Source organism: Pseudomonas sp. 2725 (assembly GCF_050434585.1).
In the GTDB taxonomy this organism is placed as follows: domain Bacteria; phylum Pseudomonadota; class Gammaproteobacteria; order Pseudomonadales; family Pseudomonadaceae; genus Aquipseudomonas; species Aquipseudomonas jessenii.
The window spans coordinates 551,378-576,775 of record NZ_JBNDIV010000004.1; the positions used below are offsets into that span (position 1 = coordinate 551,378).

General features: G+C 60.1%; 28 protein-coding genes and 1 riboswitch. Of the genes, 10 read left to right on the forward strand and 18 right to left on the reverse strand.

The window, feature by feature from the left end:
• Nucleotides 1-21: 21 nt before the first annotated feature.
• From ABIE16_RS13935 to cobO, 6 genes are read right to left on the reverse strand one after another with little or no spacing between them, the layout of a single operon-like run.
• Nucleotides 22-1,473 carry a cobyric acid synthase gene (locus ABIE16_RS13935; RefSeq protein ID WP_429521381.1) on the reverse strand — a complete coding sequence of 484 codons (1,452 nt, stop codon included), beginning with the start codon at nucleotides 1,471-1,473 and terminating at the stop codon, nucleotides 22-24.
• Nucleotides 1,470-2,462 (reverse strand): threonine-phosphate decarboxylase CobD, encoded by a 993-nt coding sequence (gene cobD, locus ABIE16_RS13940; RefSeq protein ID WP_340315130.1) that lies wholly within the window; start codon nucleotides 2,460-2,462, stop codon nucleotides 1,470-1,472. The genes ABIE16_RS13935 and cobD overlap by 4 nt, the downstream gene beginning before the upstream one ends.
• Nucleotides 2,455-3,363 carry an adenosylcobinamide-phosphate synthase CbiB gene (gene cbiB / locus ABIE16_RS13945; protein WP_090453916.1) on the reverse strand — a complete coding sequence of 303 codons (909 nt, stop codon included), beginning with the start codon at nucleotides 3,361-3,363 and terminating at the stop codon, nucleotides 2,455-2,457. Before cbiB ends, cobD begins: the two co-directional genes overlap by 8 nt.
• Entirely contained in the window at nucleotides 3,360-4,010 is a 651-nt protein-coding gene (gene bluB, locus ABIE16_RS13950; protein ID WP_090453914.1) for a 5,6-dimethylbenzimidazole synthase, read from the reverse strand. Before bluB ends, cbiB begins: the two co-directional genes overlap by 4 nt.
• A complete protein-coding gene (locus ABIE16_RS13955) occupies nucleotides 4,007-5,344 on the reverse strand; it encodes a cobyrinate a,c-diamide synthase (RefSeq protein ID WP_057715807.1) in 1,338 nt (445 codons plus the stop codon). Before ABIE16_RS13955 ends, bluB begins: the two co-directional genes overlap by 4 nt.
• Entirely contained in the window at nucleotides 5,341-5,952 is a 612-nt protein-coding gene (gene cobO / locus ABIE16_RS13960; RefSeq protein WP_057715808.1) for a cob(I)yrinic acid a,c-diamide adenosyltransferase, read from the reverse strand. The genes ABIE16_RS13955 and cobO overlap by 4 nt, the downstream gene beginning before the upstream one ends.
• An 81-nt stretch (nucleotides 5,953-6,033) precedes the next feature.
• Nucleotides 6,034-6,266: riboswitch (cobalamin riboswitch) on the reverse strand.
• 153 nt (nucleotides 6,267-6,419) lie between these two features.
• On the opposite strand from cobO, the gene ABIE16_RS13965 reads away from it, so the two are divergent.
• Nucleotides 6,420-7,004, forward strand: a complete 585-nt coding sequence (locus tag ABIE16_RS13965) for a hypothetical protein (protein ID WP_429521382.1) — start codon at nucleotides 6,420-6,422, stop codon at nucleotides 7,002-7,004.
• Between the two features lie 66 nt (nucleotides 7,005-7,070).
• Nucleotides 7,071-8,384: a PQQ-dependent sugar dehydrogenase gene (locus ABIE16_RS13970; RefSeq protein WP_429521383.1), complete on the forward strand. Its 1,314-nt coding sequence runs from the start codon at nucleotides 7,071-7,073 to the stop codon at nucleotides 8,382-8,384.
• Nucleotides 8,385-8,510: 126 nt separating this feature from the next.
• On the opposite strand, the gene ABIE16_RS13975 is transcribed toward ABIE16_RS13970, so the two are convergent.
• The 6 genes from ABIE16_RS13975 to ABIE16_RS14000 form a co-directional block, all read right to left on the reverse strand.
• A complete protein-coding gene (locus ABIE16_RS13975; RefSeq protein ID WP_429521384.1) occupies nucleotides 8,511-9,164 on the reverse strand; it encodes an O-methyltransferase in 654 nt (217 codons plus the stop codon).
• Between the two features lie 18 nt (nucleotides 9,165-9,182).
• Complete coding sequence (locus ABIE16_RS13980; RefSeq protein ID WP_057715812.1) at nucleotides 9,183-9,719, reverse strand: C40 family peptidase; 537 nt, start codon at nucleotides 9,717-9,719, stop codon at nucleotides 9,183-9,185.
• Between the two features lie 165 nt (nucleotides 9,720-9,884).
• Nucleotides 9,885-10,517, reverse strand: coding sequence for a C40 family peptidase (locus tag ABIE16_RS13985; protein ID WP_057715813.1), 633 nt, complete (start codon nucleotides 10,515-10,517; stop codon nucleotides 9,885-9,887).
• A gap of 223 nt (nucleotides 10,518-10,740) precedes the next feature.
• Entirely contained in the window at nucleotides 10,741-11,445 is a 705-nt protein-coding gene (gene hda / locus ABIE16_RS13990) for a DnaA regulatory inactivator Hda (protein WP_007984552.1), read from the reverse strand.
• Between the two features lie 230 nt (nucleotides 11,446-11,675).
• Entirely contained in the window at nucleotides 11,676-12,749 is a 1,074-nt protein-coding gene (locus ABIE16_RS13995) for an AI-2E family transporter (RefSeq protein ID WP_090453906.1), read from the reverse strand.
• Nucleotides 12,750-12,785: 36 nt separating this feature from the next.
• On the reverse strand, nucleotides 12,786-13,838 hold the full coding sequence (locus ABIE16_RS14000; protein WP_429521385.1) for a DUF2066 domain-containing protein: 1,053 nt from the start codon (nucleotides 13,836-13,838) through the stop codon (nucleotides 12,786-12,788).
• A 384-nt stretch (nucleotides 13,839-14,222) separates the two neighbouring features.
• Between ABIE16_RS14000 and purM the strand changes: the two genes are divergently transcribed.
• The 5 genes from purM (at nucleotide 14,223) to ABIE16_RS14025 (ending at nucleotide 18,195) form a co-directional block, all read left to right on the forward strand.
• Nucleotides 14,223-15,281, forward strand: coding sequence for a phosphoribosylformylglycinamidine cyclo-ligase (purM, locus tag ABIE16_RS14005; protein WP_057716649.1), 1,059 nt, complete (start codon nucleotides 14,223-14,225; stop codon nucleotides 15,279-15,281).
• The gene (gene purN / locus ABIE16_RS14010; RefSeq protein ID WP_407515228.1) at nucleotides 15,281-15,931 is read left to right on the forward strand and encodes a phosphoribosylglycinamide formyltransferase; all 651 of its coding nucleotides are present in this window, start codon (nucleotides 15,281-15,283) and stop codon (nucleotides 15,929-15,931) included. The genes purM and purN overlap by 1 nt, the downstream gene beginning before the upstream one ends.
• A gap of 8 nt (nucleotides 15,932-15,939) precedes the next feature.
• Nucleotides 15,940-16,653, forward strand: a complete 714-nt coding sequence (locus ABIE16_RS14015; RefSeq protein WP_057715817.1) for a DUF3108 domain-containing protein — start codon at nucleotides 15,940-15,942, stop codon at nucleotides 16,651-16,653.
• 202 nt (nucleotides 16,654-16,855) lie between these two features.
• Nucleotides 16,856-17,272 carry an OsmC family protein gene (locus ABIE16_RS14020; protein ID WP_057715818.1) on the forward strand — a complete coding sequence of 139 codons (417 nt, stop codon included), beginning with the start codon at nucleotides 16,856-16,858 and terminating at the stop codon, nucleotides 17,270-17,272.
• A gap of 62 nt (nucleotides 17,273-17,334) precedes the next feature.
• Entirely contained in the window at nucleotides 17,335-18,195 is an 861-nt protein-coding gene (locus ABIE16_RS14025; RefSeq protein ID WP_429521386.1) for a pirin family protein, read from the forward strand.
• Nucleotides 18,196-18,479: 284 nt separating this feature from the next.
• Here ABIE16_RS14025 and ABIE16_RS14030 read toward each other — a convergent pair whose 3' ends face one another.
• The 4 genes from ABIE16_RS14030 to ABIE16_RS14045 all read right to left on the reverse strand — a co-directional run bounded on the left by ABIE16_RS14030 (nucleotide 18,480) and on the right by ABIE16_RS14045 (nucleotide 22,187).
• Entirely contained in the window at nucleotides 18,480-19,208 is a 729-nt protein-coding gene (locus tag ABIE16_RS14030) for a dienelactone hydrolase family protein (RefSeq protein ID WP_429521387.1), read from the reverse strand.
• Nucleotides 19,209-19,275: 67 nt separating this feature from the next.
• Nucleotides 19,276-21,180 carry a molecular chaperone HtpG gene (htpG, locus tag ABIE16_RS14035; RefSeq protein ID WP_429521388.1) on the reverse strand — a complete coding sequence of 635 codons (1,905 nt, stop codon included), beginning with the start codon at nucleotides 21,178-21,180 and terminating at the stop codon, nucleotides 19,276-19,278.
• A gap of 81 nt (nucleotides 21,181-21,261) precedes the next feature.
• Nucleotides 21,262-21,714 (reverse strand): PaaI family thioesterase, encoded by a 453-nt coding sequence (locus tag ABIE16_RS14040; RefSeq protein ID WP_090453899.1) that lies wholly within the window; start codon nucleotides 21,712-21,714, stop codon nucleotides 21,262-21,264.
• Nucleotides 21,711-22,187 (reverse strand): PaaI family thioesterase, encoded by a 477-nt coding sequence (locus tag ABIE16_RS14045; protein WP_057715822.1) that lies wholly within the window; start codon nucleotides 22,185-22,187, stop codon nucleotides 21,711-21,713. Before ABIE16_RS14045 ends, ABIE16_RS14040 begins: the two co-directional genes overlap by 4 nt.
• Before the next feature lie 158 nt (nucleotides 22,188-22,345).
• Between ABIE16_RS14045 and ABIE16_RS14050 the strand changes: the two genes are divergently transcribed.
• The gene (locus ABIE16_RS14050; RefSeq protein ID WP_429521389.1) at nucleotides 22,346-22,600 is read left to right on the forward strand and encodes a hypothetical protein; all 255 of its coding nucleotides are present in this window, start codon (nucleotides 22,346-22,348) and stop codon (nucleotides 22,598-22,600) included.
• 67 nt (nucleotides 22,601-22,667) lie between these two features.
• On the opposite strand, the gene ABIE16_RS14055 is transcribed toward ABIE16_RS14050, so the two are convergent.
• Both ABIE16_RS14055 and ABIE16_RS14060 read right to left on the reverse strand, forming a co-directional pair.
• Entirely contained in the window at nucleotides 22,668-23,069 is a 402-nt protein-coding gene (locus ABIE16_RS14055) for an MAPEG family protein (protein ID WP_057715823.1), read from the reverse strand.
• Nucleotides 23,069-23,806: a DUF599 domain-containing protein gene (locus ABIE16_RS14060; RefSeq protein WP_102669684.1), complete on the reverse strand. Its 738-nt coding sequence runs from the start codon at nucleotides 23,804-23,806 to the stop codon at nucleotides 23,069-23,071. The genes ABIE16_RS14055 and ABIE16_RS14060 overlap by 1 nt, the downstream gene beginning before the upstream one ends.
• Between ABIE16_RS14060 and ABIE16_RS14065 the strand changes: the two genes are divergently transcribed.
• Nucleotides 23,796-24,014 (forward strand): hypothetical protein, encoded by a 219-nt coding sequence (locus tag ABIE16_RS14065; protein ID WP_349735942.1) that lies wholly within the window; start codon nucleotides 23,796-23,798, stop codon nucleotides 24,012-24,014. The genes ABIE16_RS14060 and ABIE16_RS14065 overlap by 11 nt on opposite strands.
• Nucleotides 24,015-24,152: 138 nt before the next feature.
• Nucleotides 24,153-25,391: a hypothetical protein gene (locus ABIE16_RS14070; RefSeq protein ID WP_429521390.1), complete on the forward strand. Its 1,239-nt coding sequence runs from the start codon at nucleotides 24,153-24,155 to the stop codon at nucleotides 25,389-25,391.
• The last annotated feature ends 7 nt before the right edge of the window (nucleotides 25,392-25,398 follow it).

The window sequence follows — 25,398 nt, forward strand, 5'->3', positions numbered from 1 at the left end:
GAAGAGGCCAGAGCTTTCACCTCAAAATCCACAGAGCTGCCGCAACAGCCCGGTATCCAGATGCTTCTCCACCAGATCCGCCAGCCGCTCGATATCACGCTCGCGCAAGGCGTGGTAATCCACGGCCTGCACATCCTGCAACCCGGCCCAGCGCAGCAGAGCACTGCACGCCGCCGGCGATTCGAAAAGCCCGTGCAGGTAGGTGCCGAAAATCTGCCCGTCAGCACTTTGCGCGCCATCACAGCGGCCGTCATCCAGATGCACGGCGGCATGTTCCAGGGCCGGTCCGGTGGTCACGCCGGCATGAATTTCATAGCCCGCCACCGGCGCATCTTCCAGCACCAGGCGACCACGCACATTGCGCAACTGCTTCTCTTGTTCGAGCTGGGTCTGGAACGCCAGCAACCCCAAACCGGCACTGGAACCCGGCGCACCTTCGAGGCCCAGCGGGTCATGTACCTGCTCACCGAGCATCTGCAGGCCGCCACAGATCCCCAGCAGTTTCCCGCCGTAACGCAGATGCCGGGCGATGGCGGTGTCCCAGCCGTTGGCCCGCAGGTACGCGAGGTCGCTGCGCACACTTTTCGAGCCGGGAAGGATAATCAGGTCGGCGGGCGGAATCGCCTGGCCGGGGCCGATGAATTGCAGGTCCACTTGCGGATGCAGGCGCAGCGGATCGAAATCGGTGTGATTGCTGATGCGCGGCAGCACCGGCACCACCACCTTGAGCACCTGTTCGGCTTTATCGGTCTGGCGTTGATCGATGCCGTCCTCGGCCTCCAGGTGCAGATCCATCACGTAGGGCAGCACGCCGATCACCGGTTTGCCGGTGCGCTCTTCAAGCCAGTCCAGACCGGGTTGCAGCAACGCGATATCGCCACGGAAACGATTGATGATGAAGCCTTTGACCCGCGCCTGCTCACTCGGCGACAGCAGTTCGAGGGTGCCTACCAGATGGGCAAAAACTCCGCCGCGATTGATATCGGCGATCAGCAGCACCGGGCAATCCACCGCTTCGGCGAAGCCCATGTTGGCGATGTCCCCGGCCCGCAGATTGATTTCCGCCGGCGAGCCCGCACCCTCGACCATCACCAGCGGATACGCCGCGCTCAAGCGCTCGTGGGAGGCCAGCACCGCTTGCATGGCGATGGTTTTGTAGTCGTGATAGGCGACCGCATTCATGGTCGTGACAGCGCGGCCATGGATGATCACCTGGGCACCGGTGTCACTGTTGGGCTTGAGCAACACCGGGTTCATGTCGGTGTGCGGTTCGAGGTGCGCGGCCTGGGCCTGTACCGCCTGGGCGCGGCCGATCTCGCCACCGTCGGCGGTCACCGCACTGTTGAGGGCCATGTTCTGTGGCTTGAACGGCACCACCCTGACGCCCTGACGCGTGACCCAGCGGCACAACGCGGTTACCAGCGTGCTTTTACCGGCATCCGATGTAGTGCCCTGCACCATCAGCGTGGTCATTGGTTTTCCTTGGCGAAATCATCGAACGCCCGCGCCAGTCGTACCCAGGCGATTTCGTCACCGGGCAAGCCGAATCGCAGGCTGCTGTTGTGCGTGAACAACCGCAGGAGAATGCCGCGCCGGGCCATGAATTCATGCAGCTCTTCGGCGCGCTCGGTGATCAGCCACTGGAACAGCGCACAACCGCCCTGGGGCTCGAAGCCGTGCTGTTCCAACAACGACGCAAGGCGCTCGCTGGCCTCTTCGGTGCGCACCCGTTGCCGCGTTTGTCCCTCGGTATCGCGCAGACAGGCCTGACCCACTACCCGGGTTGCCCCGCTCACGGCCCACGGCCCCACTTGTTCTGCCAGCAACTTGAGCAACTTTCGCTCGGCCAGCACAAACCCCAGGCGCACACCGGCCAGGCCGAAAAATTTGCCAAAGGAACGCAAGACGATCAATCCGACTTGATGGGCAAACGGCGCCAGGCTCAGTTGCGGCGTGTTATCCATGAACGCTTCGTCCACCACCAGCCAGCCACCGCGCTGCGCCAGTCGCGTGTGCCAGTCGAGCAGCCGACTGGGGGTGAGGCTCAGGCCCGTGGGGTTATTCGGATTGACTACCACCAGCACGTCGAAACTGTCGATAAAGAAGTCGACTTCCTGCTCCAGCACTTCACGCACGATGTAGCCGTTGCGACGCCACGCTTCGGCGTGCTCGGCATAACACGGCGACAGTACGCCGACCTTGCCCGCCCGACGCAATCGCGGCAGCAGTTGAATCGCCATTTGCGAGCCGGCCACCGGCAATGCCTGCAAGGTGCCGTAGTAATCACAGGCGGCCTGCTCCAGACCGTCGTCCGTCTCCGGCAAACGGGCCCAGGCCCGCAGCGGAATATCCGGCACCGGAAACGGCCAGGGCGCAAGGCCGGTGGACAGGTCCAGCCAGTCGGCTTCATCTATGCCGTATTCGAGCGCCGCCTTGCGCAGTCGCCCACCGTGCTCAAGCATAAAATTCGGCCCCCAGGCAGAGAATCAGCAGCCATAACCATACCCCGCGCTGGACCAATTGCCAGCCCCGGTCAATCGAGTCGGCATCCGCCGGCACACCTTCACCCAACTGCGGACGCTGATGCAGTTCGCCGTGATAAATCGCCGCCCCACCCAATTCGACACCAAGGGCACCCGCCCCTGCCGCCATCACCGGGCCGGCGTTCGGGCTATCCCAGGTCGGGGCCTGGGTGCGCCAGCATTTCAATGCCAGCCGGGTTTTGCCCAGCAGCGCGTATGTCAGTGCCACCAGGCGCGCAGGAATGTAATTGAGTACGTCGTCGACCTTCGCCGCCGCCCAGCCGAACCGTTCGAAGCGCTCATTGCGATAACCCCACATCGCATCCAGCGTATTGCTCAGGCGGTAGAGCACCACGCCCGGCGCGCCCGCCACGGCAAACCAGAACAACGCTGCGAACACCGCATCGCTTCCGTTTTCCAGCACCGACTCGGTAGCGGCACGGGCGACTTCGGTTTCATCCAGTTCGCTGGTCTGGCGGCTGACCAGATAGCTCACCCGAGTGCGCGCCGCTTCCAGGTCATTACTGCGCAGGGCCTTGGCCACAGGCGTGACGTGCTCACCGAGGCTGCGCATGCCGAGGGCGCAATAGAGCGCGAGAATCTCGACGATCCAGCCGACATAAGGCGCCCAGGAGAATGCCGTGGCCAGTAGCGTCAGTGGCAACACGGCAATCACCCACGCGGTGACGCCATGGCTGCGCCAGCCGCGACCGCCGCCGTTGAAACGTTGCTCGATGCGCTCGGCAAAACGGCCGAACGCCACCAGCGGATGCCAGCGTTTGGGTTCACCCAGCAGCGCATCCAGCGCAACCGCGGCGACACTCAACAACGCCACACTCATTGACTCACTCCCCAATAATTTTCATACAGCAATTCATGTAGCGGACGCGCCTGCGCCCAGCCTTCGAGCACCAGCATCGGCGCCGGATAGAACTCTTTGACCGGCCCCAGGCACAGCACGGCCAACGGCTTGGCACCCGGCGGCAATCTCAACAGGTCCGCCAGTGCCTGTGGTTCGAACAGCGACACCCACCCCATGCCCAGCCCTTCGGCACGGGACGCCAGCCACAGGTTCTGGATCGCGCAAGACAACGAAGCCATGTCCATTTCCGGCAGCGTGCGGCGGCCGAAGATATGCTGCTCGCGGTCATCCATCAGTGCGGCGACCAGCACCTCGGCGCAATCGTTGATGCCTTCCACCTTGAGCTTCATGAACTCATCGCTGCGCTCGCCAAGGGCTTCGGCGGTGCGGATGCGTTCTTCTTCTACCAGGGCCTGGATTTGCCCGCGCAAGGCGCGATCGCTGATGCGGATGAAGCGCCAGGGCTGCATCAGGCCGACACTGGGGGCCTGATGCGCGGCTTCGAGCAGGCGACGGAGCAATTCGGGCTCGACGGTGCCGCCGCTGAAGTGGCGCATGTCGCGGCGCTCGGCGATGGCGCGGTACACCGCCGCGCGCTCGGCTTCGGAGAATGCGTTGTCGCTCATGGCCTCTTCGCGAGCAGGCTCGCTCCCACAGGGTTTTGGTCAGGCGCAAACAGCGCGGCAATCGCCGAGGGGTTCGACGGAAAATAAAAGTGCACGTAAGAGGCAGTCATCCGCCCCTCACGGTAGACCGCCTCCGCTCCGCGCCCGCCGTTAGGGCTCAAGCCACGGGCAATCGGCGCCAGTTCAGTGGTGGTCAGCGAATGATGATAGGTGTGCCCGCGCAGCGAGCCTTCCGGCAGTTCCACCGCTTGCAAAGCCAGCGCTGCCAGGCGCTTTTGCATGACTGCATCACCGGCCAGCAAGCCAACCAGTTCGGCGCGAGTGCCCTCGACATCGGTCAGGGAGTCGAGCAGATACAGCATGCCGCCACACTCGGCGAGCAACGGTTTGCCTGCCTGGTGGTGGGCGCGGATCGCATCGAGCATCGCGGTGTTTTGCGCCAGCGCAACATGGTGCAGTTCCGGGTAACCGCCTGGCAGATACAGGCTGTCCGCCTGCGGCAACGCACGGTCGCGGATCGGCGAGAAGAATGACAACTCGGCGCCCATCGCCCGCAGTAGATCCAGGCTCGCGCCGTAGGTAAACGCAAAGGCTTCATCGCGGGCGACGGCAATTCGTACACCGGCCAGCAGTGGTTCGGCCGCGATGACATCAGGGGCGGCGAATTCGACTGCCGGTGGCAGCGCGACCTCGCAACTGCTGGCCAGGGCATCGGCTGCCGCATCGAGGCGCAGGTCGAGATCGTTCAACTCACTGGCCTGCACCAACCCAAGGTGCCGACTCGGCAATTCGATCCCGGTTTCCCGGGACAGCGCGCCGTACCAGCGCAAACCCTCAGTCAGGCTGCCTTCGAGCAGTTGCGCGTGGCGCAGCGTGCCGACACGATTGGCCAGCACGCCGGCAAACGGCAAGTCCGGCTGATAACGCGCCAGCCCCAGGGCCAATGCGCCAAAGGTCTGGGCCATGGCGGTGCCATCGATCACCCCCAGCACCGGTACACCGAAATGCCGCGCCAGATCGGCGCTCGACGGCGTACCGTCGAACAACCCCATGACGCCTTCGATCAGGATCAGGTCGGCTTCAGCGGCGGCTTCCCACAATAACCGGCGACTCTCCTGCTCGCCGACCATCCACATGTCCAGTTGATACACCGGCGCACCGCTGGCGCGCTCGAGGATCATCGGATCGAGAAAGTCGGGCCCGCACTTGAACACTCGGACCTTGCGCCCCTGATTGCGATGCAATCGGGCCAGCGCCGCGGTGACGGTGGTCTTGCCCTGGCCAGAGGCCGGCGCGGCAATCAGTACCGCCGGACAGTGCCGAGGCTGACTCACAATTCAACGCCTTTCTGCGCTTTGATCCCGGCTTGAAAGGCGTGCTTGATCACGCCCATTTCGGTGACGGTGTCAGCCATCTCGATCATCTCCGGCTTGGCGGCACGACCGGTGACCACCACGTGTTGCATCGGCGGCCGGGCCTGCAAGTCGCTGAGCACCTGATCGAGATCGAGGTAGCCGTGCTTGAGGGCGATGTTCAGCTCATCGAGCACCACCAGACCGATGGACGGATCGCGCAGCAGTTGCTGCGACACCGCCCAGGCGGCTTCGGCGGCGGCGATGTCGCGCTGGCGGTCCTGGGTTTCCCAGGTAAAGCCTTCGCCCATCACATGAAAACGCACCTGCTCGGGAAAGCGCCGGAAGAACAACTCTTCACCCGTGCTGTTGCGGCCCTTGATGAACTGCACCACGCCGCATTGCATGCCGTGCCCCATGGCGCGGGCAAGCATGCCGAAGGCCGAACTGCTCTTGCCCTTGCCGTTGCCGGTCAACACCAGCAGCAGGCCACACTCGTTCGGGGAATTGGCGATGCGCTCGTCGATCACTGCTTTCTTGCGCTGCATGCGCGCCAGGTGGCGTTCGTCACGATCGGGGGTGTCAGTCATGGGGAGCTCTCCGTTGAGGCAGGATTAACGGCGGGCAGGCACAAGAATAGAAGGCAAAAAGCCTGGCATCGCCCACCGTGATGCCGCTGGATGAATCAGGCCGGTCTCCGGGCTCATGAGTGGCGCGGGGCCAGACCGTGCGCCTTCCCGCATCAAATCGACACAGTGGCATCACACACAGTTTTCACTCATTTACCGTTGCGGGGGCAGCGCCGGAATTGCAGGCCTTCGACCAACAGAAGGACTCACTCACCGGCTTCCCTGTTTCACTCTGTCGACCCAAGCCACAGAGCACCTGAAACAAGCCGCGAAGGTTAGAGGGTTGGGGGTGGAGCGTCAATTAAAGCCGGGAGGCCATCGACCGAATAACTGCCGTCAATCAATAAACTGACGTCAATCTTGTGCCACGCCCTCAGCAGTGATATCAAAGAGCCACAACCTCACAACACAACAACAAGGGTGAGCCCATGCAAGGCATGATCATCAGCAATCCAAAGCTGGAATTCCTGCGCCCGGTGCTCGAGCACTGGTTCGAATGCATCGACCGTTATAACGCCGTCCGCGGTGATGGCGACACACCGTACTGGCACGACGAAAAGGCCAATCTCGGACTACTGTCTGCCGCCGCCTGGATGGCCGAGATGGTCACGCTGCAACAGACACCAACCCGCAAGCAGACCGAAGAAGGCGAACGCAACAGCCGCGCCGACCTGCTCCTGGCTTCACCCGAAACCCGCGCCTACATCCAGACCAGCCAGCGCTGGCCACGGGTCAACAGCCTCAATCTGACCCAGGCCCTGCTCGATGTTGCCAGCGATGCGAAGCGCGTGAGCCACGCCAGCGACCTGAAACTCGGCTGCCTGTTCGTCGCCCCGCAAAAAGCCCAGCAGGGCGCCACACCGGAAGAACTCCAGGACATGGTCGACGACCTGCAAAAGGAACACACCTGCGCTGTCGCCTGGTATTTCCCCTATGCCTACCGCAAGTTGCGCAACGAAGCCGGCAACTATCACCCCGGCATTGCAGTGCTGTTCAAGGAAGCACGTGGCTAAGGGTTGAACCATCGGACGACAACGCGCCTCTATGATTAGAACAAGGCACTCATAGGGAAGACCCGCATGCGCACGCCCCCGCTCGTTCTCGTTATCGCGTTCTGCGGAGGGCTCGCCGCTTGTGGCGGGACCGCCCGCCTGCAAGTCTCCGACGGCACCGGTCCTTCGCCTCAACTGCCAGAACCCGACAAAACCCTGATCCCGATCGTGAACATCGCCCCGGCCATCGGCTGGCCGCAGGGTGCGAAGCCCATCGCCGCCAATGGCACCCAAGTGGCCGCTTTTGCCGAAGACCTGGATCACCCGCGCTGGCTTTATGTACTGCCCAATGGCGATGTGCTGGTGGCGGAAACCAATGCCCCTCCCAAACCCGAAGACGGCAAAGGCATTCGCGGCTGGATCATGAAGAAATTCATGAGCCGTGCCGGGGCCAGGGTGCCCAGCGCCAACCGCATCACCTTGCTGCGCGACAAGGACCACGATGGGGTCGCGGAAACCCGCACGGTGTTTCTGCAAAACCTCAACTCGCCCTTCGGCATGACCCTGGTCGGCAATGACCTGTATGTGGCCGACACTGATCGCCTGCTGCGCTTTCACTATGAAAGTGGCGATACGCAGATCAAGTCACCGCCGGCAAAAGTGGTCGACCTGCCGGGCGGCCTGTTGAATCACCACTGGACCAAAAACGTCATCGCCAGCAAGGACGGCAGCAAGCTGTACGTCACCGTGGGTTCCAACAGCAACGTTGCGGAACACGGCATGGACAAGGAAGAAGGTCGCGCGGCGATCTGGGAAGTGGATCGCGCCACCGGCCAGCAGCGGATCTTCGCGTCCGGCCTGCGCAACCCCAACGGCATGGCCTGGGAACCGCACAGTGGCGCGCTGTGGACTGCGGTCAACGAACGGGATGAAATCGGCAGCGACCTGGTACCGGACTACATCACCTCGGTGAAAGACGGCGCATTCTATGGCTGGCCGTACAGTTACTACGGCCAGCATGTCGATATTCGCGTCGAGCCGCAAAACCCGGACCTGGTGGCCAAGGCTATCGCCCCGGACTACGCCGTCGGCCCGCACACGGCATCACTGGGCCTGACGTTTGCTGAAAACAGCAAACTGCCGCCGCCCTTCACCCAAGGGGCATTCATCGGGCAGCACGGCTCCTGGAACCGCAGGCCGCACAGCGGCTACAAAGTGATTTTCGTGCCCTTCCGCGCCGGCAAGCCGGTCGGGAATCCGGTTGATGTGCTCAGCGGGTTTCTCAATGGCAAGGAAGAAGCCATGGGCCGCCCGGTGGGCGTGGTGATCGACCGACAGGGTGACCTGTTGGTGGCCGATGATGTGGGGAACAAGGTGTGGCGGGTGTCGGCAGCAAAATAAATTCCAACTGCCAACATATTCCCCTGTGGGAGCGGGCTTGCTCGCGAAGGCGGTGTATCAGTCAACAGATGTGGCGTCTGACATTGCGCATTCGCGAGCAAGCCCGCTCCCACAGGGTTCAGGGGTCTAGCGTTTGCGACAGAGTGTGAGCCCATCACCCAACGGCAACAACGACAGATCCACCCGCGCATCGTCCTTCAACGCCCGGTTGAGCGCCTGGATCGCCCGGGTGTCCGCGCTCTCGGGACTGGCCTCGAGCACGCGCCCGCTCCACAACGTGTTATCGAACACCGCCAGCCCGCCGACCCGCAGCAATCGCAGGGCGTGCTCCAGATAAGCCGGGTAGTTGGCCTTGTCGGCATCGATGAAAATCAGATCGAACTGGCCTGGCTGGTCCAGCTTGTCGAGGGTTTCCAGCGCAGGTGCCAGACGCAGATCGATGCGTCCGGCCAGCCCGGCTTCCTGCCAGTAACGCAGGGCCGTGGCGTTGTAGTCACCGGGAATGTCACAGCAAATCAGCGAGCCACCAGCGGGCAATGCCGCCGCCATGCACAGCGCGCTGTAACCGGTAAAGGTGCCGACTTCGAGCAAACGCCTGGCCCCCGTCAGTTTCACCAGCAAAGCAAGAAACTGCCCCTGCTCAGGCGCCACCTGCCAGCGTGCCATCGGCAGCGCCTGGGTCTCATCGCGCAAGCGCTTGAGCAGAGGCGTTTCGCGCAGGGAAACATCGAGCAGGTATTGGTACAGGGCGTCGTCGAGATTGAGCGTGCGAGCAGTCATGACCACCAGCTCCGGAGGTTATGGATTGCGCGCCAAATGTTCAGGCTGCAGAACACGCTTGGCGCTCAGGTAAGCTTTTTGCCAATACGCCTTGGACAGGCTGTCGAGCTTCACGGTGCCGCCGGTGGCCGGCGCATGGACGAAACGCCCCTCTCCCACATAGATGCCAGCATGACTGACCTGGGAACCGCCATTGGTGGCAAAGAAAAGCAGGTCGCCGGTCTGCAAGCCATCCTTGCCCACATTCGCCGCTTGCATGGAGATCATCTCGCGCGTGGTACGCGGCAAGGCAATACCGGCGACATCGCGGTACACATAAGCGATCAGGCCGCTGCAATCAAATCCGGAATCCGGCGTATTGCCACCCCAGCGATAAGGCGTGCCCACCAGACCGAGCGCGCGAAACAGCACGTCTTCCGCTTCGGGCGAAAAAGCCTGTGAGGAACCAAATACGATGGGAGCGCGAACCACCGGCGCAGGAGGCGGTGTGCGGCTGGCGCAGGCACTGAGCAGCGCTGCGAAGAACATGATTGCGAGGCGGGCCGACGTCGTCATAAGCAGAACATCCTGATCTGGCTGCGGCTTTTTCTGCGGGGAGCGCAGAAAAGAAAACCGCCTGCGTGGGACGCAGGCGGTTTGCCATCATTTGTAGATCAAGATTCTAGCGGCTACACGACAAACTTCAAGTAAGACTTTAAGTTCGCCTTACAATTTGTCCGCTTATTTGCGTGCAGTGACGATTGGCGACGCGTTAGGTGCCATTGCCAGGGCGCGCTTGGCTTCGATGAAGGTCTTGCTCCAGTAGCTGTCGCCCAGGCTATCGATGCGCACACCGCCGCTGCGGCGGCTGCTGGAGTGGATGAACTGGTTGTCACCCAGGTAGATCCCGGCGTGACTGACGCGACCACGACGACCGTTGGTTGCGAAGAACAGCAGGTCGCCCGGTTCAAGCTTGCTGCGCGAGACCAGCGGAGCGTCCACGTTGATCATTTCGCGGGTGGAGCGTGGCAGGTTCATGCCCGCTTCTTCGCGGAACAGGTAACCGATGAAACCACTGCAATCGAAGCCGGCTTCAGAAGTACCGCCGAAACGGTAGCGGGTACCGATCAGGGACATGCCACGTTCGAGGATGCTGTCGGCCAGGACCGGAAGCTGGTAGGACTTGCCGCCAGCGAAGTCTGCGAGTTCTTTTTCGGTAGCCAGTTCTTCCTGGAAGAGAGCGGAAGACTGGGCGGTAGCCGAGTTTTGAACCTGCTGTTGCGGAGCCTGCTGGGCCACTGGAGTGTGGGCAGCGCAACCGAACAACAGGGTAACGAGTGCGAGAGGCACGAGGGGTGCGAAGCGATTTAGCATGGGCACGACCGTGGCTGAAAAGTTGTAAAGAAGCCGAGACTATGCCCGCTATCAACCTCATTTGCAAATTCAATCGATCTTTTTGTGACTTATCCGTTTCTCGTTTACATCTAAGCGCTTAAGCCCATTTTAAACACACACGCGGCCTGCAACCTTGCAGGAAAGCGGGATTTCTGGCGCCTGAAATATGCCGAAACAGCTAAAAGCCCCGGTTTCAGCGGGTTTACCAGCCGAGGGTTTCTTTCAAAAACGGGATTGTCAGCTTGCGCTGAGCCTGGAGGGAGGCCTGGTCGAGGCGCTCGAGCAACTCGAACAGCGCACTCATGCTGCGGGTACCGCGAGTCAGAATGAAATGCCCGACCTCATCGGTCAGATGCAGACCGCGACGGGATGCGCGCAATTGCAGGGCACGCAGTTTGTCCTCATCGGACAGCGGACGCATCTGGAAGATCAAGGCCAGGGTCAGGCGGGATTTGAGATCCGCCAGCTTCACCGGCAGCTCCCGAGGGGATGTCGACGCGGCAATCAGCAAGCGCCGACCGCTGTCGCGCAAGCGATTGAACAGATGAAACAGCGCCTCTTCCCAATCTGCTCGTCCGGCGACCACCTGCAAATCATCCAGGCAGACCAGCTCGTACTGTTCGAGGTTGTCGAGGATTTCAATGCCGCGATCGAGCAGCTCGGCCAACGGCAGATACACCGCCGGCTCGCCCAATTGCTCGAAGCGCAGGCAGGCGGCCTGCAACAGGTGCGTACGCCCTACCCCGTCCTTGCCCCAAAGGTAGATCAGGCTTTCGGTCCAGCCGGCGTCGGCTTCGCACAGCCGCTCGACATAGCCGAGTGCAGCGGCATTGGCGCCTGGGTAGTAGTTGATAAAGGTGGCGTCGTCACGCAGACGCACACCTAGGGGCAGCTGAATCGGTTTCATGCTTACTGAACAGTTCCAAAGGAACCGTTAGTGGCCTCTGTGTAAAGTTTGCGAAGTTTATACCCGTGAAGCGGACCGCACAATGCGACAGACCACAAGCAAAATCAAAGGTTTGCGTTAATGCATTGGTTTTGTGACAGATTCTTTGGCGGTGCATGTGACAGCCGGGCGATGCCAGCAGGCTGATCCGGCACGAACCCGGGCAGCCCGCCATCAGCTATCGACGGCCCTTACACCTGCGGCTCGTCGGCCCTCCCGTAGATATCAGAATCCTTATACAAATCATGCACATGGCGCACCAGCACCATGATCACCGCGGCGACTGGCAACGCCAGCAGCACACCGGTAAAGCCAAACAGCTCACCACCGGCCAGGATCGAGAAAATCACCGCCACCGGGTGCAGACCAATCCGGTCACCGACCAGCAACGGCGTCAGCACCATACCCTCAAGCGCCTGGCCGACCATGAACACCGCGACAATGCCGAGCATTGGATAAAGATCACCACCGAACTGGAACAGCCCCGCAAGCAGCGCCGCGCCAATGCCGATGATAAACCCCATGTACGGCACGATCGCCGCCAGACCGGCAATCAGGCCAATCAGCAGACCCAGTTCCAACCCGACCAGCATCAGGCCTGCTGCGTAGATCACACCCAAGGCCACCATCACCAGCAACTGTCCGCGCACGAACGCTCCGAGCACTTCATGGCATTCACCCGCCAGCGACACCGCGCGCGCTTCACGATCACGGGGCAGCAGGCTGCGGACCTTGGCCATCATCAGGTCCCAATCCCGCAACAGGTAGAAGCTCACCACCGGAATCAACACCAGGTTCGCCAGCCAGCCGATCAACGCCAGCCCCGAGGCCGTTGCATGGCTCAGCACCACACCGACAACATCAGTGGTCTGACTCATATGCTCGCTGATGGCGGCCTTGAGCTTGTCAAACTTCCAGAAACCGTCCGACAGGCCGAACTTCGATTGCGCCCAGGGCAACGCCGTGTGCTGCAGCCAGTCGAGCATTTGCGGGGCCAGCTCATACAAACGAAACAACTGCCTGGCGAGCAAGGGCACCAACACCAGCAGCAGCGCGGTGAAGATCAATGTAAACAGGGTAAACACCGCCACGACACCCCAGGTTCTGGACAAGCCTGCCTTCTCCAGCCGATCCACCAGCGGGTCGAACAGGTAGGCCAGCAGCAGCGCCACCAGGAACGGCGTCAGGATCGGATGCAACAACCAGACAAACACACACAGCAGGACCACCCCGCCGAGCCAGAACCAACGCCGCGTATCGGCCATGAACCACTCCATTGCTTCTATATAAAGAAAGAAAAACTACCAGCGAAAACGTAGCTGCGGGATCGGGGCCGGTGCGGCGGCTGGCACCGGGCTGCCGGTGGTTGGCTGAACGGGCGCGACCGGGGCCGGGGCCTGACCCGCCGGCGCCTCCTGCAGTCTGGCCAGCGACAGTTGCGCACGCAACTGATCGACGCTGCCATTGACCCGATAAAGAATCCGGTCACCGTCGACACTGCGCACACGCCCGCCAAACGGTTCCAGCAATCGTCCGAGCGACGCGTAGCGCTCAAGATTCATGCCTTGCACTTCCAGCAATTGCTCGCTCGAAGCACCCGGCCTGGCGACAAACCGCGGCGCCAGGCGCTCGTTGACGGCCAGCATCACCGCATCGGCCACGGCGGCCTGATCGGCGCCCTGCACACTGCCGGCCTCTTTTTTATCCCCCAGCCACAATTGCCACTTGGCTTGCCATTGCCCGCCCTCTTCCCTGGCGTGTACGGCAAGCAGGGCGTCGGCATTGTAGCGTTCCGATGCCGCATGCAAAGGTGCGGGATCTGCGCCCTCCAGGTTCGGCGCGGTTGCGACGATCTGTTCGTTCAGGTCCGCCAATGGCAAGCGCAATGGCAAGCCCCGATGCTGAGCAGCCCGACGCAGCGGCGCCGCGCTGGCCTGGCCGTCGCCCACCAGGCTCGAACCCTCGGTGGAATCATTCAACCACCAGCCGAGGATCGACGGCCGATTGGCCCCCCACATGGCCAGGCCGGCGCGGCGCAAGGCCTGCTCGGTGGTACCCGGATCGAAATCGACCTTCAGGACTTCCGGGGGCCCGGCCTCAAAGCCGTATTGGCTGATGATCTGTTGCGGGTCTTTGCGAATCGCTGCCAACCCCGGACTTTGAGCGGCCTTGGGGTCGCCGGTCAGGCGCAGTACCAACGTGTCCAACGCACGCTGAGTCGCCTGGTCGCGCTCCTCGGGCGACTGGCCATTCACCGGCTCGCGCACCAGGTAAAGGCCTTTGACGGTTTCGGCTTGACTGACCAGGCTGACCACTGACAAACAACTCACAAGCAAGAATTTACAAAAACGCATGGAGGATTCCTGACGACAAGAGCGGCTGGAACAGACCGCATGAAGACGATCGAGCAAGACTGTGACCGTTGCCCGACGCAAAACATTCACACGTTCCGGGTAAGTTTTCGCACTGTCATAACGATAGACGGTTAATGCGATACCTTATACAGCCATGCAGGATGCCACCGACACCGCGCATTAACGGTTTTTTTGAACGGATATGGCCCTGCTGTCGGCCTGAGGATGGCCGCTGCGGCTCAAGCCTGATAAAATCGCGCGCCTTCGCAGACCGGCAACAGCCGGGCACCCTGAAATTCGTGCATGGCCCTCGCCTTCGCCTGTTTCGGCGGTCCCGATGGACTCGGTCGTTACCCAGAAATCCCCCCCCTAAAGGCCTGGATCATGAGCAAGCAACCCTCCCTGAGCTACAAGGACGCCGGTGTAGACATCGACGCCGGTGAAGCATTGGTCGAACGCATCAAGAGCGTCGCCAAGCGCACTGCGCGCCCGGAAGTCATGGGCGGCCTGGGCGGTTTCGGCGCCCTCTGCGAAATCCCGGCCGGCTACAAGCAGCCTGTGCTGGTTTCCGGTACTGACGGCGTCGGCACCAAGCTGCGCCTGGCACTGAATCTGAACAAGCACGACAGCATCGGCATCGACCTGGTTGCCATGTGCGTCAACGACCTGGTGGTGTGCGGCGCCGAGCCGCTGTTCTTCCTGGACTACTACGCTACCGGCAAACTGAACGTCGACACCGCTGCCCAGGTTGTGACCGGCATCGGCGCAGGCTGCGAACTGTCGGGCTGCTCGCTGGTTGGCGGCGAAACCGCTGAAATGCCGGGCATGTACGAAGGTGAAGACTACGACCTGGCCGGTTTCTGCGTCGGCGTCGTGGAAAAATCCGAAATCATCGACGGTTCCAAGGTTGCTGCCGGCGATGCCCTGCTCGCCCTGCCGTCTTCCGGCCCGCACTCCAACGGCTACTCGCTGATCCGCAAGATCATCGAAGTATCCGGCGCCGACATCGAGAACATCCAGCTCGACGGCAAGCCGCTGACCGACCTGCTGATGGCCCCGACCCGTATCTACGTGAAGCCGCTGCTCAAGCTGATCAAGGAAACCGGCGCTGTCAAAGCCATGGCCCACATCACTGGCGGCGGTCTGCTGGACAACATCCCGCGCGTTCTGCCAAAAGGCGCTCAAGCCGTGGTTGACGTGGCAAGCTGGAACCGCCCGGCAGTGTTCGACTGGCTGCAAGAGAAAGGCAACGTTGACGAGAACGAAATGCACCGCGTGCTGAACTGCGGCGTGGGCATGGTCATCTGCGTGGCTCAGGAGCACGTTGAAACCGCCCTGAACGTTCTGCGCGAAGCGGGCGAGCAGCCTTGGGTCATCGGCCAGATCTCCACCGCTGCCGAAGGCGCAGCTCAGGTTGAACTGAAGAACCTCAAGGCTCACTGATGCCTAAGACCTGTGATGTCGTGGTGCTGTTGTCCGGCACCGGCAGTAACTTGCAGGCCCTGATCGACAGCACGCGGACCGGCGACAGCCCGGTCCGCATCGCTGCGGTGATTTCCAACCGCGCCGACGCCTACGGCCTGCAACGCGCCAGGGACGCGGGTATCGACACCCGCGCCCTGGATCACAAGGCTTTCGAAGGTCGCGAGGCCTTCGACGCCGCGCTGATCGAACTGATCGACGCCTTCAATCCCAAACTCGTGGTACTCGCCGGATTCATGCGCATTCTCAGCGCTGGTTTCGTACGCCACTATCAGGGTCGCCTGCTCAATATCCATCCCTCGCTGCTACCCAAACACAAAGGGTTACACACCCATGAGCGCGCGCTGGAGGCTGGCGACACCGAGCACGGCTGCTCCGTGCACTTCGTCACCGAGGAACTCGATGGCGGACCACTGGTCGTACAAGCTGTAATACCGGTAGAGTTACAGGATTCGCCGCAGAGTCTGGCGCAGCGGGTCCATGTTCAGGAACACCTGATCTACCCGATGGCCGTACGCTGGTTTGCCGAAGGTCGTCTAGCCCTCGGTGAGCAAGGTGCTTTACTGGATGGACAGTTACTCGCGGCCAGCGGCCACTTGATTCGAAACTAGGAGATTTTATGCGTCGCGCCCTGCTCTTCGCTTGCGCTCTGCTCGCCTTGCCCTTCGCCCAGGCGGCAGACCTTCAACCTTTCTCCGCCAGCTACACCGCCGACTGGAAACAGCTGCCCATGAGTGGCACTGCCGAGCGCAGCCTGACCAAGGAAGCCAACGGCGTCTGGAAGCTCAGCTTCAAGGCTTCGATGATGATCGCCAGCCTGTCCGAAGAAAGCACCCTGACCGTGGACAAGGACACCTTGCTGCCCCAGTCCTACCACTTCGAGCGTGGCGGCCTGGGCAAAGCCAAGAAAGCCGACCTGGATTTCGACTGGGCCGCGAAAAAGGTCACCGGCACCGATCGTGGTGACGCGGTCGATATTCCGCTGAACCGCGGCATGGTCGACAAATCCACCTATCAACTGGCGCTGCAACATGACGTGGCTGCCGGCAAAAAGAGCATGAGCTATCAGGTTGTCGATGATGGCGAAGTCGATACCTATGACTTCCGTGTGCTGGGTTCGGAAAAAGTCGACACCAAGGCTGGCCAGATCGATGCGATCAAGGTCGAGCGCGTACGCGATCCGACGCAAAGCAAGCGCATCACCGTGCTGTGGTTCGCCAAGGATTGGGACTACCTGCTGGTCCGCCTGCAACAGGTCGAAACCGACGGCAAGGAATACAACATCATGCTCCTGGACGGCACGGTCAACGGCAAGCCAGTCAAAGGCAGCTGATCCGGATCGAGACCAGTAGGAGCGAGCTTGCTCGCGATGGACTTTAACGATGACTCGCCCTGGCGGATACACGCAGTGCCAGTGAGATCATCGCAAGCAAGCTCGCTCCTACAGATTGGAACACCCGACAAACGCGATGGCTCTATACCCTCAAGGTCATTTTTTGATCGAATGAGTTTTCCTGTCGCCTGCGAGGTTTGCCATGACTGTTACCGTCAACACCGTTTCTGCCGAAGGTTTGCGCCACAGCGTCCAGATCGATGACCACGAACTCTTCGCCGACGCGCCCGCCACGGCTGGCGGAGAGGGTTCGGCGCCGGAGCCACACGATTATTTCGATGCCGCGCTGGGTGCCTGCAAAGCCCTGACCCTGAAGCTGTATGCCAGGAAGAAAGACATCCCGCTGACCGGTGTCGGCGTCGAGGTCAAGCGCGACAACAGCCTGGAACAGAAAGGCCAGTACGCGCTGCACGTCAAACTGACCCTCAAGGGCGTACTCACCGACGCCCAGCGCGATGAACTGCACCGTGTGGCCGATCGCTGCCCGATCCACAAGCTGATGACCACGTCTGAAGTCAGCATCGAAACGCATTTGTCCGAAGGCGCGTTCAGCCAATAGCGGCAAGGGCTGCCCAAGCGGGTTATGCTCGAACGCATTACCCGCTCAGCCTGGAACGCACCATGAACACTCCGCTCGTGATCCGCCCCCGCACCGAAGATGTCGAGGGCCAGCCGATTCTCCGCCCGCTGCCTTCGGCCAAGTGCCGCAGCGTCGGGCCATTCGTGTTTTTCGACCACATGCTGGAAACCCGTTATCCACCGGGCAAAGGCATGAACATTCGCCAGCATCCACACATTGGCCTGTCCACCCTCACCTACTTGTTCCAGGGGCAGATCCAGCACAAGGACAGTCTCGGTTCCGATCAAGTGGTCGGGACTGGCGACGTCAGCTGGATGACGGCCGGCAGCGCCATTGCCCACGTCGAACGCACGCCCGAGGCCCTGAAGGAAAGCGGCTTCACGATGCACGGCCTGCAGATCTGGCTGGCTTCACCCAAGGATAAAGAACAAGGTCCGGGGCATTACAGCCATCATCCAGTGTCCACATTGCCAGTCAGCGAAAACCTGGGGGTGAAGATTCGCATGATTGCCGGGTCAGGCTTTTGCCTGGAATCGCCAGTGCCAGTGCTTTCTCCTACGCTGTACGCGGAACTGCACCTGCAAACGGCGACGACATTGCTGATTCCCACCGAGCATGAAGAACGTGCGCTGTATGTGTTGAGCGGCGAAGTGCAACTCGATGGCGAGCCAATAGAGCCGTACTCGCTGGTGGTACTGCCTGCGGGGGAAGAGATGACACTGTTTGCCGAAAGCGACAGTCACGCCGTGTTGTTCGGCGGTGCTCCGCTGGACGGGCCACGGCGGATCAACTGGAATTTTGTCGCGAGCGATCCGGCGGCGATTGATGAAGCACGCCGGCGTTGGGCGGCCGGGGATTGGCCGACGGTGCCCGGGGAAATTGAGCGAATCGAACTGCCCTGAAACTTTCAGCACCCGTTATGCCGCCATCGCGAGCAAGCTCGCTCCCACAGTTGACCGTGCCGGCCGCAAGAATTGTGTACGACACATTTCCCCTGTGGGAGTGAGAGGTTCGAATTGCCCTGAAAACTTCAGCGCCAGTTATGCCGCCATCGCGAGCAAGCTCGCTCCCACAGTTGACCGTGTCGGCCGCAAGAATTGTGTACGACACCATTCCCCTGTGGGAGCGAGCTTGCTCGCGATGAGGCCGGCGAAGACACCGGCCGACCCCAGGCTGAAAACAGCTATCAGCCCTTGAACACTTCATCCAGCAGATTGTGCATCGACGTGAACGCCCGGGCAGCCACCTTGGCGTCATACATCATCATGCCCGGCACATTGGCGTGCGGGTCGGTGAACGAGTGGAACGCACCGCCGTAGCTCAGCAACTGCCAGTCCACACCCGCCGCGTTCATTTCGTCTTCGAACGCCGGCAACTGCTCCTTCGGCACCAATGGATCGGATGCGCCATGCAGCACCAGGACCTTACCCTTGATGTTTTTCGCATCAGCCGGATTCGGTGTGTCCAGCGTGCCGTGGAACGACACCGCGACCTTCACCGGCGCGCCGGTACGGGCAAACTCCAGGGCGCAGCAACCGCCGAAGCAGAAACCGAAAGTGGCCAGTTTCGAAGTATCGACAGCCACTTCACCCTGGCTTTGCAGCTGTTCGAACGCCACCTGCATGCGCTTGCACAACAATGGGCGATCATTCTTCAACGGCATCATGGCCGCGCCGGCCTCGTCATTGTTCGTCGGTCGAACCGATTGACCGTAAAGATCTGCGATCAACACCACATAACCCTTGGCAGCCACCGACTTGGCGATCTCCTCGGCACCGGCGCTGACGCCCATCCAGTTCGGCGCCATCAACAAGCCCGGGCGCGGGCCTTTATGGTCGGCATCGAAGGCCAGACGGCTTTCGTAAGCCTGGCCGTCAATCTGATAGGCAACGGAACGTACAGTGATTTGGCTCATTTCTGACTCCTGTTGTTTTAGCACCGAAATGAAAAAACCCGCCGAAGCGGGTTTTTCTACAACACCGTCAGGCCGATAGCTCGACCAACAGCTTGTTCAGACGGCGCACATAGGCCGCCGGGTCTTTCAAGCTGTCGCCGGCCGCCAGGGCCGCCTGATCGAAGAGGATGTGCGACAGGTCGCCGAAGCGCTCGTCGCTCTGCTCGTTGTCGAGCTTCTCGATCAGCGGGTGAGCCGGGTTGAATTCGAAGATCGGCTTCGAATCCGGAACCTTCTGACCGCTGGCTTCCAGGATCTGGCGCATCTGCAAGCCCAGGTCCTGCTCACCGATGGCCAGGATTGCCGGGGAGTCGGTCAGGCGATGGGAAACCCGCACTTCAGCAACGGACTCGCCCAATGCGGTTTTCAGACGCTCGACCAGACCTTCTTTGGCCTTGGCGACTTCTTCCGCGGCCTTCTTGTCCTCTTCCGAGTCCAGGTTGCCCAGGTCCAGGTCACCGCGCGCTACGTCGACAAAGCTCTTGCCGTCGAAGTCGCTGAGGTAGCTCATCAGCCACTCGTCGATACGGTCGGTCAGCAGCAGCACTTCGATGCCTTTCTTGCGGAAGACTTCCAGGTGCGGGCTGTTCTTGACCTGGGCGTAGGTTTCGCCGGTCAGGTAGTAGATCTTGTCCTGACCTTCCTTGGCGCGCGCCAGGTACTCGGCCAGGCCGACAACCTGCTCGCCATCGTCGCCGTGGGTCGATGCGAAACGCAGCAGACCGGCGATTTTTTCCTTGTTGGCGAAATCTTCTGCCGGGCCTTCTTTGATGACCTGACCGAAGTTTTTCCAGAAGCCCTTGTATTGCTCAGGCTCGTTCTTCGCCAGTTTTTCCAGCATGTCCAGGACGCGCTTGGTCAGCGCCGACTTCATCGAGTCGATGATCGGGTCTTTCTGCAGGATTTCCCGCGACACGTTCAGCGACAGGTCGTTGGAGTCGACCACGCCCTTGATGAAGCGCAGGTACAGCGGCAGGAAGGACTCGGCCTGATCCATGACGAACACGCGCTGCACGTACAGCTTCAGGCCTTTCGGCGCCTCACGCTGGTACAGGTCGAACGGCGCACGGGTCGGCACGTACAGCAATGAGCTGTATTCGAGCTTGCCTTCGACCTTGTTGTGGCTCCAGCTCAGCGGATTTTCGAAATCGTGAGCGATGTGCTTGTAGAACTCCTGGTATTCCTCGTCCTTGATCTCGGTACGCGGACGGGTCCACAGGGCGCTGGCGCGGTTGACGGTTTCCCACTCAACGGCCGGCTGCTCTTCACCTTCGGCAGCGGCCACTTCTTTCGGCAGCTCGATCGGCAAGGCGATGTGGTCGGAGTACTTCTTGATGATGTTGCGCAGACGCCAGCCATCGGCGAACTCGTCTTCACCGGACTTCAGGTGCAGGACGATGCGAGTGCCGCGCTCAGCCTTGTCGACGGTTGCGACTTCGAAATCGCCTTCGCCTTTGGACGACCAATGCACGCCTTCGCTGGCCGGGCTGCCGGCGCGACGGCTGAACACATCGACTTTGTCGGCGACGATGAAGGCGGAGTAGAAACCAACGCCAAACTGGCCGATCAGGTGCGAGTCTTTCTTCTGGTCGCCGGTCAGGTGCTTCATGAAATCGGCGGTGCCAGACTTGGCGATGGTACCCAGGTGGGTGATCGCGTCTTCGCGGCTCATGCCAATACCGTTGTCTTCGAGGGTGACGGTTTTAGCGTCCTTGTCGAAGCTCACGCGGATTTTCAGTTCGGCGCCACCTTCCAGCAGCTCTGGCTTGGCCAGGGCTTCGAAACGTAACTTGTCGACAGCGTCAGAGGCGTTCGAGATCAATTCGCGAAGGAAAATTTCCTTGTTGGAATACAGCGAATGGATCATGAGATGCAGCAGCTGCTTCACCTCGGTCTGGAAGCCCAGGGTTTCCTTTTGAGTTTCCACACTCATGGTCATCAAACTCCAATCAGATGGCATAAGCCGCGACCTTGAGGATCGACGGCGGGTTGTCCTCAGAGTTTGGGGCTGAGTTCAGGATTTCAAGGGCTCTTCGAGTTTGAAATGTGCACGAGCCGTGGCAATGGGCTCGGCTTCGGTGCTTTGCCAGGCGGTAATCGCCACATTGGCGACCCGGCGACCCTGGCGCCAAACCTGGCATCGGGCCCAGGTATCGCGAAACTGTCCGGCTCGCAGGTAATCCAGGGAGAAGTCGATGATCTTCGGCACCCCGGGCGTTCCGGTAAACACCAACAGGTGCAGCGCCGCGGCCAATTCCATGAAACCGGCGATCACACCGCCATGAATCGCCGGCAACAAGGGGTTACCGATGTTGTCCTGGTTCGCTGGCAGCTTGAACAGCAACTCATCTCCCACCCGGGAACATTCGACGCCGATCAGCCGGGCATAGGGAATCAAATCCAGCAGCGAGGCGTAATCGCCCTGCTCATGGGCCTTTTGCAATTGCTCTTTCAGCGACTCGCTCATTGCGCACCTCCGGCAACCGCGCCACCAAAGCCCTTGGTGCCTTTGATGTTCTTTCCCATGCGCATGAAAGTGCCCATCACATGGGCAATGGGTTGCCCGGGGTCATCCTGATAGGCGAAGCCACGGGCAAAAATCACGTCGGTGGTGACCCGATAGCACTGGGCAAAGCCGTAGACATCCTTATGTGGTTCGGCGGCGTGCATGTAGTCGATGCGCAGGTCCAGGGTCGGGCAGACTTCGAATTCCGGGAGCACGCAGAGGGTCGCCATGCCACAGGCGGTGTCCATCAGCGAAGTCAGCGCTCCGCCATGAATCACGCCGGTTTCGGGATTGCCGACGATCTGCGGGCTGTACGGCAGCACAATCGTCAGCCCTTCGTTGCTGGCGCTGTGAACGCTTAGTCCAAGTACCTGGCAATGTCGCAGCGCCGACAGAAAGCGCTTTGCACGCTCAAAAACGGGGTTTTCAGTCATTTGATAAAAACTCTTGTTTATGTCTGTACAGTGCGGTGGCGGTCCGGGTAAAAGTTCCACACTAGAACAAACTTATATATCTGAAAAAATTAAGGAACTTAACCCTGATGCGTGGGCTCTTAATGCCAGTAGATGCTTTTCATCAGGAGAAACACCCCATGCGTAAGACTTTAGCTATTGCCTTGATGTTGACCGCTTCCCTCGGTCTCGCTGCCTGCGATAAAAAATCCGAGGACAAAGCTCAAGATGCGACCAAACATGCCGAGCAAGCTCAGCAGGACATGAACAAAGCTCAGGATAAAGTGAACGACGCTGCGAAAGAAAACGCCGAAGCTGCCAAAGCTCAGGCCGAATCGAACGCAGAAGCGGTAAAAGAGGCCGCTCCGGCCGCTCCAGAAGCACCTAAGAACTAATACGGTTTTTAGAGTGGCAAAAGAAAACCCGCCAAGTGCGGGTTTTCTTTTGCCTTGAAAAAAATGGTTAGAGCAAAATCGTTCGAAAAGTCGGACTAATCATCAACAACAGCGAACAGATCAATCCCACCAGCCAAACCAGACTGCGCTGCCAGGCCAGATCCTTCCAGTAACACACCAGGTAAATAACCCGCGTGATCACGAATATGATCGCCAGGCAGTCGATCAGCCAGCCCGCAGTCTGCGTGGTATGCGCCATCAACACACCCACCGCGAACAATATGAACGCTTCGAAACTGTTCTGATGCGCCGCCACCGCCCGGGCTCCCAGACCTGTGAGTTGCATCTGCTGCTGGCGCGGCAGGTGGTTATCGTAACCACCCTGCTCTTTCATGGCCCTGGTCACGGGCATTCGCGCCAGATAAATCAATACTGCACTGATAAACACGCACCAGAATGGAATACTCATCAAGCTGCCTCTTTAATTACCTCCGGCAACGGCGCCTCTGTAGGGGTATAGACCATCACGTCAAGAACGTCGGAATGAAACTCGCGGCGGTACAACACAAACACGACGCCGGCACTCATCAACATGAACAGCCATGGGCTGACAAACCAGGCCAGCATGGTCATGCCGAAGTAGTAGGAACGCAGCCCGAAGTTGAACTGGTTGGCGGCCATGGAGATGACGCGGGCGGCGCGTGAAGCGAATGCTTTGCGCTCTTGCTCCGATACATGGCGCTCACCGACCATCGGCGCCGAACCCACCAGTACCGCCGCAAAGTTGTACTGGCGCATGCACCAGCTGAACGTAAAGAACGCATAGACAAACACCAGCGCCAGGCACAGCAACTTGATTTCCGACATGCCCTGGGACGCCTGTTGCACCATCGGAATATCCGCCAGCAAGGATACCGCCCGTTCCGAAGCCCCCAATACCGTGAGAATACCGGCCAGGATAATCAATGTACTGGAGGCGAAGAACGACGCATTGCGCTCCAGATTGCCGATCACGCTGGCATCGGCGATGCGGTTGTCGCGCAGCAGCATGCGGCGCATCCAGTCTTCACGATACAGGTGCAGCACACTGGCCAGGCACGCGGTGTCACGGCCTTTCCATGTGGCATAGCGGGTGTACCCGCCCCAGCAGATAACGAACCAGACGGCGGCAAGAATGTGGATCAGGTTGGCTTGGATGAACGACATGCAGGTCCTTGTGTTTGGACTTAAGAAAAAAGCTGTGGCTGCGCAAATTCAACGAACGATTCTTCCACGCAGTGCTCAAGTGCAGTTTCGACGGGATTCGGAGAAAAAAGACACGCCGCCCATTCACAATAATTCCATCGACAGCCACATGCTCAAGCAGGCGCGAAACGAAGACTGCAGCGTGTGCTTGTGCTGCCTCGATACTTAAAAACTATGAACTAGAACAGCTTAATAGCTGTCATTTTTGACAGCTATTAATGCGGCTTGTGTGGCAGTAATTTGAGAGAACATTTCGCAGGAATCAGCCTGACGGAAATTCACTCCTTTTACGCAGCGAGACTTGATCATGTCCCACAGCACAATTGATCCAAGCAAACAGGGCTTTGACCCTGATTTCGCGAATCGTGGCATGTTTTATGAATTTGCCCAAGGCAGTTCACCCATGAAAATTTTGGGAAGAACCACCGGCGGGAAAATCCTGCTCGCGGGGTCTGCGTTGCCGGAAGTCGCAGGCAAGCCGCTGTCTCAATTTCAGCTTGTTCAACTCCTTGAAGATGGGACTCCGGACCCTGATTTTGGAACCAGCGGTTTTGTGGTGGGTGGTTTTAAGGAAAATCATCACGCATATACAGACGGAGCGAATCTGCTGAAGGACGGCAAGATCCTGCTGATAGGTACGTACTGGGGCGCGTTGAATCAATTGGCGTTTGCCAGATTCCTAGCGGATGGTTCACTAGACCAGACGTTTGGAGATGGGGGCGTTTACATTACTCCGATCCCAAGCGCCTCAGGCGCCCCCCCAACCACTCGCCAGAGCAGCCGCAATGCCCTTAGCCTCCCAACAGCAATAGGACCAAACGGTGAAATCATCACCGCAAGCGGATTACGGGTGCGCAGGTACACCAGCGACGGAAAAGAGGATATGCATTTTGATACCCAGCTCCGCTCGATCAACGCTGTAGGAGTATCGGCAACCGGCAAAATTACTGTCGCCGGTGTCAATCGTCAACGCCAGGGGGTAATTGCTCGTTTCAAAGCAAACGGCACCCCAGACAATACTTTTGGAGATAACGGTTACTTAGCTTTCAGCGTTTTCAAAGGACGTGATGCCGGAACGGTTGTCAATTGCATGGCGTTACGTGATGACGACAGCATTTTTGTTGCAGGAATTGCGGACCCCGACATTTTCACTCCAGACAGAGCTACCGAAAGAGGAATGCTGGCTGCGTTCAATAGCAATGGTAGCCCCAATCTAGTGTTCAACGGCGGCGAGCCAGTCGTCACTGAACTCCCTTCCGGTCAATCCTGCCGGTGGAAGGACATCTATCACTCTCTGCCAGACCGACTCGTCGTCGTAGGTTCAACAGGCAAGCATGGTAGCGAAAGCAGCCTGGTCGCGCGCTATAAAACATCCGGGGAGACCGATCCCTCATTTGGCAACAATGGACATCGGGTAACGGATATCAGCTCCGACCGCGAAGAGTGGCTGTCGGTATTGGTACAGCCCAACAACAAAATCCTGGTGTCGGGCGATTGCACGTTCAAAACAGATCCTGCAACGGTAGTCCGCTACCAAGAGACATAAATCACCC

Coding starts and splice junctions, on each gene's coding strand:
- ABIE16_RS14070 (WP_429521390.1), top strand. CDS start 24,153: ATGTCCCACAGCACAATTGATCCAAGCAAACAGGGCTTTGACCCTGAT.
- ABIE16_RS14025 (WP_429521386.1), top strand. CDS start 17,335: ATGAACACTCCGCTCGTGATCCGCCCCCGCACCGAAGATGTCGAGGGC.
- ABIE16_RS13970 (WP_429521383.1), top strand. CDS start 7,071: ATGCGCACGCCCCCGCTCGTTCTCGTTATCGCGTTCTGCGGAGGGCTC.
- purM (WP_057716649.1), top strand. CDS start 14,223: ATGAGCAAGCAACCCTCCCTGAGCTACAAGGACGCCGGTGTAGACATC.
- ABIE16_RS14045 (WP_057715822.1), bottom strand. CDS start 22,187: ATGACTGAAAACCCCGTTTTTGAGCGTGCAAAGCGCTTTCTGTCGGCG.
- ABIE16_RS13985 (WP_057715813.1), bottom strand. CDS start 10,517: ATGCTAAATCGCTTCGCACCCCTCGTGCCTCTCGCACTCGTTACCCTG.
- ABIE16_RS14050 (WP_429521389.1), top strand. CDS start 22,346: ATGCGTAAGACTTTAGCTATTGCCTTGATGTTGACCGCTTCCCTCGGT.
- ABIE16_RS13975 (WP_429521384.1), bottom strand. CDS start 9,164: ATGACTGCTCGCACGCTCAATCTCGACGACGCCCTGTACCAATACCTG.
- ABIE16_RS13995 (WP_090453906.1), bottom strand. CDS start 12,749: ATGGCCGATACGCGGCGTTGGTTCTGGCTCGGCGGGGTGGTCCTGCTG.
- ABIE16_RS14015 (WP_057715817.1), top strand. CDS start 15,940: ATGCGTCGCGCCCTGCTCTTCGCTTGCGCTCTGCTCGCCTTGCCCTTC.
- ABIE16_RS13965 (WP_429521382.1), top strand. CDS start 6,420: ATGCAAGGCATGATCATCAGCAATCCAAAGCTGGAATTCCTGCGCCCG.
- purN (WP_407515228.1), top strand. CDS start 15,281: ATGCCTAAGACCTGTGATGTCGTGGTGCTGTTGTCCGGCACCGGCAGT.
- ABIE16_RS13980 (WP_057715812.1), bottom strand. CDS start 9,719: ATGACGACGTCGGCCCGCCTCGCAATCATGTTCTTCGCAGCGCTGCTC.
- ABIE16_RS14030 (WP_429521387.1), bottom strand. CDS start 19,208: ATGAGCCAAATCACTGTACGTTCCGTTGCCTATCAGATTGACGGCCAG.
- ABIE16_RS14040 (WP_090453899.1), bottom strand. CDS start 21,714: ATGAGCGAGTCGCTGAAAGAGCAATTGCAAAAGGCCCATGAGCAGGGC.
- ABIE16_RS14055 (WP_057715823.1), bottom strand. CDS start 23,069: ATGAGTATTCCATTCTGGTGCGTGTTTATCAGTGCAGTATTGATTTAT.
- cbiB (WP_090453916.1), bottom strand. CDS start 3,363: ATGAGTGTGGCGTTGTTGAGTGTCGCCGCGGTTGCGCTGGATGCGCTG.
- hda (WP_007984552.1), bottom strand. CDS start 11,445: ATGAAACCGATTCAGCTGCCCCTAGGTGTGCGTCTGCGTGACGACGCC.
- ABIE16_RS14000 (WP_429521385.1), bottom strand. CDS start 13,838: ATGCGTTTTTGTAAATTCTTGCTTGTGAGTTGTTTGTCAGTGGTCAGC.
- cobO (WP_057715808.1), bottom strand. CDS start 5,952: ATGACTGACACCCCCGATCGTGACGAACGCCACCTGGCGCGCATGCAG.
- bluB (WP_090453914.1), bottom strand. CDS start 4,010: ATGAGCGACAACGCATTCTCCGAAGCCGAGCGCGCGGCGGTGTACCGC.
- ABIE16_RS14060 (WP_102669684.1), bottom strand. CDS start 23,806: ATGTCGTTCATCCAAGCCAACCTGATCCACATTCTTGCCGCCGTCTGG.
- htpG (WP_429521388.1), bottom strand. CDS start 21,180: ATGAGTGTGGAAACTCAAAAGGAAACCCTGGGCTTCCAGACCGAGGTG.
- ABIE16_RS13935 (WP_429521381.1), bottom strand. CDS start 1,473: ATGACCACGCTGATGGTGCAGGGCACTACATCGGATGCCGGTAAAAGC.
- ABIE16_RS14065 (WP_349735942.1), top strand. CDS start 23,796: ATGAACGACATGCAGGTCCTTGTGTTTGGACTTAAGAAAAAAGCTGTG.
- ABIE16_RS14020 (WP_057715818.1), top strand. CDS start 16,856: ATGACTGTTACCGTCAACACCGTTTCTGCCGAAGGTTTGCGCCACAGC.
- cobD (WP_340315130.1), bottom strand. CDS start 2,462: ATGCTTGAGCACGGTGGGCGACTGCGCAAGGCGGCGCTCGAATACGGC.